We start from the raw sequence: 12396 nt of genomic DNA, 5'->3' as shown, positions 1-12396 counted from the left end.
ATGGTAGGCGTGACGACTCCAGAGGCGACCGGCTACCGGATCGAACGCGACTCGATGGGCGAGGTGGAGGTGCCCGCCGACGCGTTGTGGCGGGCGCAGACCCAGCGCGCGGTGCAGAACTTCCCGATCTCCGGGCGCGGGCTGGAACCCGCCCAGATCAAGGCCCTGGCGCAGATCAAGGGGGCGGCGGCACTGGTCAACGGCGAGCTGGGGGTGATCGACGCCGACGTGGCGCAGGCGATCGCCACCGCCGCCGCGCACGTCGCCGCGGGCGGCTACGACGACCAGTTCCCGGTGGACGTGTTCCAGACCGGCTCCGGCACGTCGTCCAACATGAACACCAACGAGGTGATCGCCACGCTGGCCGGCCGGGAGCTGGGCCGCGACGTGCACCCGAACGACCACGTCAACGCCTCGCAGTCCAGCAACGACGTCTTCCCCACCTCGATCCACCTGGCCGCCACGCAGTTCGTGGTGGAGGACCTGATCCCCTCGTTGAAGCAGCTCGCGGGCGCGCTGGAGGAGAAGGCAGCCGAGTTCGAGACGGTGGTCAAGGCCGGGCGTACCCACCTGATGGACGCCACCCCGGTCACGCTCGGGCAGGAGTTCGGCGGCTACGCCGCGCAGGTCCGCTACGGCGTCGAGCGGCTGGAGTCGGCGCTGCCCCGGCTGGCCGAGCTGCCGCTGGGCGGCACCGCCGTCGGCACCGGCATCAACACGCCGCTCGGCTTCGCCGACCGGGTGATCGGGAAGCTGCGGGAGTCGACCGGCCTGCCGTTGACCGAGGCGCGCAACCACTTCGAGGCGCAGGGTGCCCGGGACGCGCTGGTGGAGACCTCGGGCCAGCTCCGTACCGTCGCGGTCGGCCTCTACAAGATCGCCAACGACGTGCGCTGGATGGGTTCCGGCCCGCGCGCCGGCCTGCGTGAGCTGCGCATTCCCGACCTCCAGCCGGGGTCGTCGATCATGCCGGGCAAGGTGAACCCGGTGGTGGCCGAGGCGATGCGCCAGGTCTGCGCCCAGGTGATCGGCAACGACGCGGCGGTGGCGTTCGCCGGGTCGCAGGGCGACTTCGAGCTGAACGTGATGCTCCCGGTGATGGGCCGCAACCTGCTGGAGTCGATCAAGCTGATCGCCGCGTCCAGCCGGCTGTTCGCCGAGCGGCTGGTGGCCGGCCTGGTCGCGGACGCCGAGGTCTGCCTGGCGTACGCGGAGGGCTCGCCGTCGATCGTCACCCCGCTCAACCGCCACCTCGGGTACGACGAGGCCGCCTCGATCGCGAAGGAGGCGCTGGCGAAGCAGGTCTCCATCCGCGAGGTGGTGATCTCCCGCGGTCACGTCGACTCGGGCAAGCTCACCGAGACCCAGCTGGACGAGGCGCTGGACCTGCTCCGGATGACCCACCCCTGAGGACGGCGCCGGTAATTGCCTCGACCCGTCACAGTGGGCGCGGCATGATCCGACAGTGCGTGACGACGGCGGAGTGCTGCTGGAGACCGCGCGGCTGACGCTGCGCCGGTTCACGATGGACGACGTGGACCGGCTGGTGGCGCTGGACGCCGACCCGGAGGTCATGCGTTTCCTGACCGGCGGTGTGCCGACCCCGGCCGCGACGTTCCGGGACGACGTGCTGCCCCGGCTGCTGGCGCAGTACGACAGGTTTTCCGGGCTCGGCCGCTGGGCGACGTTCGACCGGTTCACCGGCGAGTTCCTCGGCTGGCACTCGCTCGACCCGTCCGACGACGGCGCCGAGGCGGAGCTGGGCTACCGGCTGCGCCGCGCGACCTGGGGGCACGGGCTGGCCACCGAGGGCGCGCGGGCGCTGGTGCGGCACGCGTTCGACACGGTCGGCGTCCGCCGGGTGTGGGCCCAGACGATGGCGGTGAACGACCGCTCCCGCGCGGTGATGGCCCGCGCCGGGTTGCGCTACGTCCGCACGTTCCACCTCGCCTTCGACGACCCGATTCCGGGTACGGAGCAAGGTGAGGTGGAGTACGAGCTGCGCGGCGACGCCTGGCCCGCTATTCGTCAGGACTGGGACGCGGCGGCCTTGCGGGCCCGGTAGGCGCTCACCGCGGCCCGGTTGCCGCAGCCGGCGTCGCAGAACCGGCGGGACCGGTTCCGGGAGAGGTCGACCAGCACGTTGTCGCAGTCGGGGTGGTCGCAGTGCCGCAGCCGGCTCAGCTCGCCCATCCGGACGAGATCGGCCATCGCCATCGCGGCCTCGACCGCCATCCGGGTCGCCAGTGGCGCGTCCCGGGGCACGGCGTGCAGGTGGTACGGCTCGTCGTCGTGCCGGACGAGTTGCGGCAGCGCGTGCGACTCGCGCAGCAGTCCGTTGACGATCGCCACCACCTCGTCGGTGTCGGCGTACCAGATGCGGCGCAGCCGGGGCCGGAGCGCGCGGACCTGGCGCAGCTCGACGTCGGTGCGCTCGTGTCGGCCACTCCACCCGTAGGTGGTGAAGAAGTCGTCGAGAGCGGCCACGTCGGGCAGCCCTTCCCGGTCGCCGTCGGCGGTGTTCACCAGTGCGGCGGCGCCGACCAGCGCGCATTCGGTGTCATGAGCAAAAAGCAACTTGACTCCTGTCGGAGGCTACGCTTAGCGTCATCAGCATAACCGCCCTTCACTCATGACCAGGAGTTGCCGATGCGTGAACGGTCCAGCGTCGGGCTCGGCCTGGCACTGCTCTCCGCGATCACGTTCGCGACCTCGGGCACGTTCGCCCGTCCGCTGATCACCGGCGAGTGGTCGGCGGTGGCGGTGGTGATCGCCCGGGTCGGCATCGCCGCGCTGGTCCTCGCCGTGCCCGCCGTGCTGGCCCTGCGCGGCAAGTGGTCGGTGCTGCGGCGCAACGGCGTCACAGTGCTGCTGTTCGGGCTGCTCGGCGTCGCCACGGCGCAGGCGTGCTTCTTCAACGCGGTCCGCTACCTCCCGGTCGGCGTGGCGCTGCTGCTGGAATACCTCGGCATCGTGCTGGTGGTCGGATGGATGTGGCTCGTCCACGGGCAGCGCCCGCGAGCGCTGACGGTGGCCGGCTCGGTCACCGCCCTGTGCGGGCTGGCGCTCGTCCTCGACCTCACCGGCGCCGGCCGCCTGGACCCGGTGGGCGTGCTGTGGGGTCTCGGCGCGGGAGTCGGCCTGGCCGGCTACTTCGTCATCGCCGGGCGGCTCGACGCCGAACTGCCCTCGGTCGTGGTGGCCAGCGGCGGCATGGCGGTCGGCGCGCTGGCGCTGCTCCTGCTCGGCGGCATCGGAGCGCTGCCACTCACCGCCGGCACCGCCGATGTCACCTTCGCCGGGCACCAGGTGAGCTGGCTGGTGCCGATCGCCGGGCTGTCGCTGATCGCCGCGGTGGTCGCGTACCTCGCCGGTGTCGCGGGAACGCGGCTGCTCGGGGCCCGGCTGTCCTCCTTCGTGGGGCTGACCGAGGTGATGTTCGCGGTCCTGATCGCCTGGCTGGTGCTCGACGAACTGCCCAGCCTGATCCAGCTGGCCGGCGGCGTGCTCATCCTCGGCGGCGTCGCCCTGGTGCGTGCGGACGAACTGCGGGGCTCACCACCGGCGTCGGCGACGGCACCGGCCCAGCCGGTACTGACCGGCGAGCGATGAGCGGGCCGCGCAGCGCCGTCGTCTTCGACGCCGACGAGACTCTCGTCGACCTGCGCCCGGCGGTCACCGGCGCGCTCGTCGCCGTACTCGAGGAGATGCGGCGGCGGACCCCGGCGGCGGCCGCGGTGTCGCTCGCGGACCTGGAGGGGGACTGGGGTGCGGTGTTCGGCGCGCTCAGCGCCGCCCCGGTGCAGGAGATTCGGCGGACCGCCCTGGCCCGCTCGCTGGCCCGGGCCGGGCTGGAGGCGGACCTGGACGAGTTCGCGGCGTTGTTCTTCGCCCGCCGGTACGCGCTGAGCCGGCCCTTCCCCGACGTGCTGCCCGCGCTGGCGGCGCTGCGCCCGCATCACCTGCTCGGCTTCGCAACGAACGGCAACAGCCGCGCCGAACGCTGCGGCCTCGCCGGGCAGTTCGCCTTCGAGGTGTACGCGCACGAGGACGGCCTGCCCAAGAAGCCGTCGCCGGAGTTCTTCGCGGCGGTGGTGGCGGCCGCCGGACTGCCCGCCGCGCGCATCGTCCACGTGGGCGACTCGCCGGAGCACGACGTGGTCGCCGCCCAGCGGGCCGGACTGCGTGCCGTATGGCTCAACCGGGGCGGGCTTCCCCGGCCTCGGGGCCTCGAACCGGACGCCGAGGTGTCCACACTTGCCGGACTGTCCACCGTGCTCATCACCTTGACAAACGCGAATGCCTAGTTGCAGCCGATAACGGACGTCGATCTGGCGGAACCCGCTCCCGTGATGTGGGATGACACCACGTCCCTCAACGAGAGGATCTGATGTGGTGAGCAAGCGCTTCACCGTCGGCGCGGTCGCGGCTGCGGCCTCGCTGGCACTCACGGTGACCGGCCTGGGGATCCCGGCGAACGCCGCGCCGTCGGACACCCGGACCTTCACTGTGCTGGCCGAGAGCGGCGTGTCCACCGACGCCGCGATCGCCGCGATCGCCGCCGCCGGCGGCACTGTCGTCGCCCGCACCGACGACGTCGGCCTCTTCCAGGTCAGAAGCGACCGGGCGGACTTCGCCAGCCGGGCCACCGCCGCCGGCGCCCTGGTCGGCGCGGCCGAGGAGAAGGCGATCGGCCGCAAGCCGAAGCTGGACCGGGTCGAGCAGGAGAACCTGCTGGCCGCCGCGGCGACCAAGGGCAAGGTCGCCAAGGGCAAGGCCAAGAAGATGGACCCGCTCGACGACAAGCTCTGGGGCCTGGACATGATCCGGGCTGACCAGGCCCGCAAGATCGAACCGGGTGACCGCCGGGTCACCGTCGGCGTGCTGGACACCGGCGTCGACGCCAGCCACCCCGACCTGGCGCCGAACTTCAACTGGGCGCTGTCGCGCAACTTCGCCCCGGACATCCCCGAGGTCGACGGCCCGTGCGAGGTGGCGAGCTGCGTCGACCCGGTCGGCACCGACGACGGCGGGCACGGCACGCACGTGGCCGGCACCATCGGCGCCGCCGCCAACGGCTTCGGCCTCTCCGGCGTGGCGCCGAAGATCTCGCTCGTCGAGCTGAAGGGTGGCCAGGACAGCGGCTACTTCTTCCTCAACCCCGTGGTGAACGCCCTGGTGCACGCGGGCCGCTCCGGGCTGGACGTGGTGAACATGTCCTTCTACGTCGACCCGTGGCTCTACAACTGCACCGCCAACCCGGCCGACTCGCCGGAGGCGCAGGCCGAGCAGCGCACCGTCATCGAGGCCATGAAGCGGGCGCTCAACTTCGCCCACGGCAAGGGCGTCACGCTGGTCGGCTCGCTCGGCAACAACCACGAGGACCTGGGCGCGCCGCGCACCGACGTGAGCAGCCCGGACTACGGCGCCGACCCGTACCCGCGCCCGATCGACAACGCGACCTGCTGGGATCTGCCGGTCGAGGGCCCGCACGTGATCGGCGTGTCGTCGGTCGGCCCGTCCGGCAAGAAGGCCGACTACTCGAACTACGGCACCGAGCAGATCTCGGTGGCGGCTCCGGGTGGCTGGTTCCGCGACGGCTTCGGCACCGACACGTTCCGCACCGACGCCAACATGATCCTCTCCACGTACCCGAAGAAGGTGCTCCAGGAGGAGGGGTCGGTCGATGAGGACGGCAACATCGTCGCCGGCTTCGAGAGCTCGGTGTTCAAGCAGTGCACCACCAAGGGTGAGTGTGGTTACTACACCTACCTGCAGGGCACCTCGATGGCGTCCCCGCACGTCTCGGGCGTGGCCGCGCTGATCGTCAGCAAGCACGGCAAGAAGCAGGGCCGGGACGGGTTCGGCATGGCGCCGAGCCTGGTCGAGCAGCACCTCTACCGGACGGCGGCCGAGCACGCCTGCCCGGAGCCGCGGCTGCAGAGCTACACCAACGAGGGCCGGAGCGCCGAGTTCGACGCGTACTGCGCGGGCTCGCTGAACTTCAACGGCTTCTACGGCTACGGCATCGTCGACGCCTACGCCGCGGTGAAGACCCCGCTCAAGCCCAACGTGCGACCGTAACAACCGTTTCCCCGAGGTGGCGGCGTCCGGATCACCCGGACGCCGCCACCTCGGCGTTCCGGCCCGTGTCACGGGCGCCACCCCCGGGCCACCAGTGCGGCGCGGATCTCCCGGACCAGAGCGGGGAACTCCTTGCGCAGACGGCGGCCGGTCACGTGCAACACCAGCCAGCCGGCCTCGACGAGCTGGTTGAGCCGCCGCCGGTCGAGGTGCATCCGGTCCGCGTCGGAGTGCCACTGACCGTCGTACTCGACGGCGACCCGGAACTCCGGCCAGGCCAGGTCGGGGTGCAGGATCAGGCCGGTCGACACGCGCACCGGATGCTGGGCCACCGGACGCGGCAGGCCGGCGAAGACGAGGCGTACCCGCAGGTGGGACTCGGGCGGAGACTGGGCCAGCCCGTCGGTCAGGCCGAACACCCACGCCGCCCGCCGCCCACCGGGGCGACAGGCGTTCCGGGCCGCCTCGCTCGCCAGTGCCGACCGGTTCACCGAACCGGTACGCAGCAGCCCGTCGATGATGCCGACCGCCTCCACGGGGTCGGCCCAGACCGCTGTCTCCCAGGCACAGGCGGCCGGCTCGGTGCGTCGCGGCGGCCCGGGCAGGATCATTACCGCGCCGGGGGACGACTCTGCGAACGGGTTCGATGCGGCGGCCGCGTTCTGCGGCTCGGCCGGGCCGCCGGCGGGTGGGCTCGTGCCGACGGGTGGGCTCGTTCGCGCGGGTGCGGCGCTGCCGACGGGGACCAGGAGACCGCTGCGTGTGCTCGACATCGGGGCGTGGTGCACCCGGACGCCCGGCTGGGAATCGGCCCGGACCGTGGCCGGCAGCAGGACGTGCACGTCGTCGGTGAAGTCGGCGGCGTGCTCGACTCCGTGCAGGTAGGCCGCCGACGGACCGGCGATCGCCGCGCCGCGTGGCATGCGCAGCAGGGCCGCACGGCAGGCGAGCGCGTGGTCGCGGTCGAGCCGCGCGTCGGCGTAGACGTCCTGCCGGAGCCGGATCCAGGACGCGCCCCGCAGATGGTGCCGGGACAGCAGTCCGCGCCGGATGGCTTCCGAGCCCCGGAAGACCTGCCAGGCCAACTCCGGTGGTCGATGAGGATGAGGTGGCATGTCACGAGCGTGGCGGCGCGGGGGTCGAGATCGATACCCCTGTGGACAGCCGCAGCCGTTCCGCCCGCCGCGCCCTGTGGACAACCCCCGAGCAGCCTTGTCCGTGTGCTATGCCCTCAACCTGCGCATGATCGACTCCACCTCGGGGAGGTGGTGGTATCCGGGCCGCTTGATGCAGCCATTTCGGCGAGCTGGCGTGAGGGTGGGTGGAGGGACGGTTTCGACCGCGCTGACGCGGCCACTTCGGTCTGATGGCGTAAGGGTGTGTGTGGAGGGGTTGGCTTGGGTGCGCTGATGTGACCACCTCGGCGTAGTGGCGTGAGGGGTGGGCTGGACCGTGTGGCCATCCGGTGTCTTGGTCTGGCTTGATCGACTTCACTTCGGGGAGGTGGTGGTATCCGGGCCGCTTGATGCAGCCGTTCCGCCGAGCTGGCGCGAGGGTGTGTGGAGGAGGGCGGGTTCGGGGCACTGATGTAGCCACCTCGGCGTAGTGGCGCGAGGGCCCTGGGGTGGGCTGGACCGTGTGGCCATCCGGTGTCTTGGTCTGGCTTGATCGACTTCACCTCGGGGAGGTGGCGGGGTCCGGGGCGTGTTGGTGCAGCCACTTCGCCGAGCTGGCGCGAGGACCTGCGTAAGGGCGTGCGGGGCTCAGGAGAGCGCTGCGGCGACCGCCTCGGCGGCGGCTGTCACCTGGGCGCCGACGTCCGCCACGTCGAGCGGGGTCAGCGACACCACCCCGACGCTGCCCTCCAGGCCGGGCACGCCGAGCACCGGCGCCGCCACCCCGTACGCGCCTGATTGAAGCTCGCCGCTGGTGCTCACCGGCCCCGGATCACCGGCCCGCCCGGCCAGCACGGCCCGGCCGGCGGCGCCCCGCTCCAGCGGGTGCCGGGTGCCGGTCCGGTACGCCACGTGGAACGACGTCCAGCTCGGCTCGACCACCGCCAGCGCCACCCCCTCGCCGCCCTCGACCACTGTGAGGTGGGCGGTCGCGCCGGTGCCTTCGGCGAGCCGGCGCAGCGCGGGCAGCGCCCCCTCGGCCAGCAGCGGCTGGGCCCGGCGGGCCAGGTGCAGCACGCCCACGCCGATGCGCAGGCGGCCCTCGCCGTCGCGTCGGAGCATCCCGTGGCCGGTCAGCGCGCCGACCAGCCGGTAGACGGCGGCCCGGCCGATGCCCAGCCGGTGCGCCGCTTCGGTGACTGTGAGACCGCCCGGCGCGTCGGCGACGAGGTGCAGCAGGCGCAGACCTCGGTCCAGGGTCTGTGCTGTCTCTCCCGGGCGCGCCGCCGTGTCCACAGCACGCAGCGTACGACCCGGCTCCGGCCAACTTCGAAATGTGCGGACGGCTACCCTTGTGAGGTGACGCTACGCCTGTATGACACCGCCACCCGATCGGTGCGGGACTTCGTCCCGCGGGAAGCCGGCAAGGTGGGGGTCTACCTGTGTGGTCTCACGCTCCAGGCCCCCCCGCACATCGGCCACCTTCGTTCCGGCGTCAACTATGACGTGCTGCGCCGCTGGCTGCTCGACAAGGGCTTCGAGGTCACGTTCATCCGCAACCTGACCGACATCGACGACAAGGTCCTGGCCAAGGCGATGGAGCAGGGGCGGCCGTTCTGGTCGATCGCGTACGCGAACGAGCAGAACCTCGCCGCCTCCTACCGGGCGCTGAACGTGCTCCCGCCGACGTACGAGCCGCGGGCCACCGGGCACGTCCCGGAGATGCACGAGCTGATCGCCCGGCTGATCGAGACCGGTCACGCCTACCCGGCCACCGACGGCTCCGGCGACGTCTACTTCGACGTGGCCTCGTGGCCCGCGTACGGCTCGCTGTCGGGCCAGTCCCCGGCGGACATGCAGCCGGCCGGTGACGCCCCCGACCGGGGCAAGCGGGACCCGCGCGACTTCGCCCTCTGGAAGGGCGTCAAGCCGGGCGAGCCGGCCGACGCCTCGTGGCCGTCGCCCTGGGGTCGTGGCCGGCCCGGCTGGCACATCGAGTGCTCGGCCATGTGCTGGCGCTACCTGGGCCCCGAGTTCGACATCCACGGCGGCGGGCTCGACCTGACGTTCCCGCACCACGAGAACGAGATCGCCCAGTCGCAGGCGGCCGACCTGCCGTTCGCGCGCTACTGGGTGCACCACGGCCTGCTCGGCATCGGCGGCACCAAGATGGGCAAGTCGCTGGGCAACACGCTCGACCTCGACTACGTGGCCTCCCTCGGGGTGCGCCCGGTCGAGCTGCGCTACTACTACGTCGCCGCCCACTACCGGTCCCGCATCGACTACTCCGAGGACGCGCTGCGCGAGGCCGCCGTCGCGTACCGGCGGGTCGAGGGCTTCGTGCAGCGGGCGGCCGAGCGGGTCGGCGGCGGCCGGCCCGGCGGCCTGCCGGCCGCGTTCGTCGCCGCGATGGACGACGACCTGAACACCTCGGCGGCGCTTGCGGCGCTGCACGAGGTGGTCCGCGACGGCAACACCGCGCTGACCGCCGGCGACGATGTGACCGTCCGCACGACGCTCGCCGCGACCCGGGCGATGCTGGATATCCTCGGCGTCGACCCCCTGGACCCGGCCTGGACCGGCGGCGGCCGCACGGACGACCTGCGCGGCGTGGTGGACTCCCTGATCGCGCTGGCCCTGGAGCAGCGCGCGCAGGCCCGCGGCCGCAAGGACTGGGCCGCCGCCGACGCCGTACGCGACCAGCTCAAGCAAGCAGGCGTGGTCGTCGAGGACACCCCCCAGGGACCGCGTTGGACTATTGGAGAGCAGGACTGATGGCCGGCAACTCGCAGCGCCGTGGCCGGCGACTGACGCCGAAGGCGGGCGCCCCCAAGGGCACCGGAGGCAAGAACAAGGACTCGCTCGCCGGGCGGGGGCGCACGCTGCCCGCCGACGAGCGGCCCTGGCACAAGGCGTACTCGGGCACCGAGAAGCTGCCCCAGCGCACCGCCTGGAAGCAGGACAAGGAGCGCCGCGCTGCCTCCGAGGAGGGCCGCGCGCCCAAGATCGGCCAGCCCGGCACCAAGGACACCACCTGGGGCAAGGGCGGTGGCCGAGGCACGCCCACGACGAAGGGCCGGGGCGGAAAGCCGGCCGGCCGGTCCGGGCCCCGGGTCGCGCCGGGCCGCAAGGCCAACCCGGCAAAGGACAGCCCCGAGCTGCTGGTCGGGCGCAACCCGGTGCTGGAGTCGCTGCGCACCCAGGTGCCGGCGACCGCGCTCTACACCGCGCACGGCATCGACGTCGACGACCGGGTCAAGGAGATCGTCCGTACCGCCGCCGACCGGGGCATCGCGATCCTGGAGGTCAGCCGCGCCGAGTTGGACCGGATGACCGGCGGGGTGCTGCATCAGGGCGTCGGTCTCCAGGTGCCCCCGTTCGCCTACGAGCCGTTCGACGACCTGGTGGCCGCGGCGCTGGAGCAGGCCGCCCCGCTGCTGGTCGCGCTGGACGGGGTCACCGACCCCCGCAACCTCGGCGCCGTCATCCGGTCGGCCGCCGCGTTCGGCGCGCAGGGTGTCTTCGTACCCGAACGGCGTGCCGCCGGGATCACCGCGACCGCCTGGCGGACCAGCGCCGGCGCGGCCGCGCGCGTGCCCGTCGCCCAGGTCACCAACCTGACCCGGTCGCTCAAGGCGTGCAAGGACGCCGGCTTCGTCGTCGTCGGCCTGGACGCCGACGGGCAGACCGACCTGTACGACCTGGAGGCCGCCGTCGGCCCGCTGGTCGTGGTGGTCGGCTCGGAGGGGCGCGGGCTGTCCCGCCTGGTCGGGGAGACCTGCGACCTGACCGTCAGCATCCCGATGGTCTCCGACGTGGAGTCGCTCAACGCCAGCGTCGCCGCCGCGGTCACGCTTGCCGAGGTCGCGCGCCGCCGGTCCGTCGAGGTCTGATCGAGAGTACGGAAAAGGGGCGGTCCGCCGTGGCGGGCCGCCCCTTTCTCGCGTACGTACGTCAGATCCGCTGGCCGGTGACGGCGTGGAAGACGTGGCTGCGGCCGGTACGCGGCTTGACGAACACGGTGTCACCCATGTTCGGCATGCTGCGCCGGTCGGTACGGACCACGAACCGCTCGTTGTGGCCCTCCAGCGCGGCGTGGCCGTAGACGTTGGCGTCGGAGCCCAGGTCCTCGACCAGCTCGACCACGACCGGCATGCCGCCCTCGGACGGGCTGACCATGTCGCAGTCCTCCGGCCGGAAGCCGACGGTGACCTTGCCCTCGCCGCCCTCGGCGCTGGCCGCCTGGACCTGCTCGCGGGTCAGCGGCACGATCATCTCGGCGAACACGCCGCCCTGGTCGGTCAGCTTCACCGTCTTGATGTTCATGGCCGGGGAGCCCATGAAGCCGGCGACGAAGACGTTGGCCGGGGTGTCGTAGAGCGCCCGCGGGGTGTCCACCTGCTGGAGCACACCGTCCAGCATGACCGCCACCCGGTGACCCATGGTCATGGCCTCGACCTGGTCGTGGGTGACGTAGACGGTCGTGACGCCCAGCTTCGCCTGGAGCGAGGCGATCTGGGTACGGGTCTGGACACGCAGCTTGGCGTCGAGGTTCGACAGCGGCTCGTCCATGAGGAAGACCTGCGGCTCGCGGACGATCGCGCGGCCCATGGCCACACGCTGGCGCTGACCGCCGGAGAGCGCCTTCGGCTTACGGCCGAGGAACTCCTCCAACTGGAGCAGCCCGGCCGCCTCCTTGACCCGCCGGTCGATCTCCGACTTCGAGGTCTTACGCAGCTTGAGCGCGAACGCCATGTTCTCGTACACCGTCATGTGCGGGTAGAGGGCGTAGTTCTGGAAGACCATCGCGATGTCGCGGGCCTTCGGCGGGAGGTGCGTGACGTCCCGGTCGTCGATGTAGATCGCGCCGTCGTCGACGTCCTCCAGGCCGGCGAGCATCCGCAGGCTGGTGGACTTGCCGCAGCCGGACGGGCCGACCAGGACGAGGAACTCCCCGTCACCGATCTGGAGGTCGAGCTGGTTGACGGCGGGGCGCTCGGTGCCCGGATAGATCCGGGACGCCTTCGAGTAGGTGACCGTAGCCATGATGAAGCGCTTCCTTTCACCGGCAGGAACGTGCCGGACGATCCGAGTGAAGGAGCGACCGGCGCCCAAGGCACCGGCCAACGGGGTCGTCGCTCAGGCAGCCGAAGCCCGCCGGAGTGTCGTCCGTGTCACTGCACGGTAAACGGCTTTC

11 protein-coding genes are annotated in these 12396 nt (G+C 72.1%); 7 read left to right on the top strand and 4 right to left on the bottom strand.

The genetic code is table 11. The annotated features are described in order from the left end of the window. Nucleotides 1-1410 (top strand): class II fumarate hydratase, encoded by a 1410-nt coding sequence (locus FHU28_RS00190; protein WP_184679720.1) that lies wholly within the window; start codon nt 1-3, stop codon nt 1408-1410. A gap of 55 nt (nt 1411-1465) precedes the next feature. Then, nucleotides 1466-2065, top strand: coding sequence for a GNAT family N-acetyltransferase (locus FHU28_RS00185; protein WP_184679719.1), 600 nt, complete (start codon nt 1466-1468; stop codon nt 2063-2065). Here the strand turns inward: FHU28_RS00185 and FHU28_RS00180 are convergent. Next, entirely contained in the window at nt 2029-2577 is a 549-nt protein-coding gene (locus FHU28_RS00180; protein ID WP_184679718.1) for a CGNR zinc finger domain-containing protein, read from the bottom strand. The two genes, FHU28_RS00185 and FHU28_RS00180, sit on opposite strands and share 37 nt — an antisense overlap. A 72-nt stretch (nt 2578-2649) precedes the next feature. Here FHU28_RS00180 and FHU28_RS00175 point away from each other — a divergent pair, with 72 nt between their 5' ends. The 3 genes from FHU28_RS00175 (at nt 2650) to FHU28_RS00165 (ending at nt 6084) form a co-directional block, all read left to right on the top strand. Then, nucleotides 2650-3612, top strand: a complete 963-nt coding sequence (locus FHU28_RS00175) for an EamA family transporter (RefSeq protein WP_184679717.1) — start codon at nt 2650-2652, stop codon at nt 3610-3612. Further along, nucleotides 3609-4307, top strand: coding sequence for an HAD family hydrolase (locus FHU28_RS00170; RefSeq protein ID WP_184679716.1), 699 nt, complete (start codon nt 3609-3611; stop codon nt 4305-4307). The genes FHU28_RS00175 and FHU28_RS00170 overlap by 4 nt, the downstream gene beginning before the upstream one ends. 88 nt (nt 4308-4395) lie before the next feature. After that, entirely contained in the window at nt 4396-6084 is a 1689-nt protein-coding gene (locus tag FHU28_RS00165; protein ID WP_184679715.1) for a S8 family serine peptidase, read from the top strand. Nucleotides 6085-6152: 68 nt separating this feature from the next. On the opposite strand, the gene FHU28_RS00160 is transcribed toward FHU28_RS00165, so the two are convergent. Beyond that, complete coding sequence (locus FHU28_RS00160) at nt 6153-7199, bottom strand: hypothetical protein (RefSeq protein WP_184679714.1); 1047 nt, start codon at nt 7197-7199, stop codon at nt 6153-6155. Nucleotides 7200-7847: 648 nt separating this feature from the next. After that, the gene (locus tag FHU28_RS00155) at nt 7848-8495 is read right to left on the bottom strand and encodes an IclR family transcriptional regulator (RefSeq protein ID WP_030502822.1); all 648 of its coding nucleotides are present in this window, start codon (nt 8493-8495) and stop codon (nt 7848-7850) included. 63 nt (nt 8496-8558) lie between these two features. On the opposite strand from FHU28_RS00155, the gene cysS reads away from it, so the two are divergent. Together cysS and rlmB are read left to right on the top strand one after the other, a co-directional pair. Continuing rightward, entirely contained in the window at nt 8559-9974 is a 1416-nt protein-coding gene (gene cysS, locus FHU28_RS00150; RefSeq protein WP_184679712.1) for a cysteine--tRNA ligase, read from the top strand. Next, complete coding sequence (gene rlmB, locus FHU28_RS00145) at nt 9974-11092, top strand: 23S rRNA (guanosine(2251)-2'-O)-methyltransferase RlmB (RefSeq protein ID WP_184679711.1); 1119 nt, start codon at nt 9974-9976, stop codon at nt 11090-11092. Before cysS ends, rlmB begins: the two co-directional genes overlap by 1 nt. 61 nt (nt 11093-11153) lie before the next feature. Here rlmB and FHU28_RS00140 read toward each other — a convergent pair whose 3' ends face one another. Beyond that, nucleotides 11154-12245 (bottom strand): ABC transporter ATP-binding protein, encoded by a 1092-nt coding sequence (locus FHU28_RS00140; protein ID WP_184679710.1) that lies wholly within the window; start codon nt 12243-12245, stop codon nt 11154-11156. Nucleotides 12246-12396: the final 151 nt, after the last annotated feature.

The sequence above is a fragment of the Micromonospora echinospora genome (assembly GCF_014203425.1).
Taxonomy (GTDB): domain Bacteria; phylum Actinomycetota; class Actinomycetes; order Mycobacteriales; family Micromonosporaceae; genus Micromonospora; species Micromonospora echinospora_A.
This window is presented reverse-complemented; position numbering and strand designations above follow the sequence as displayed.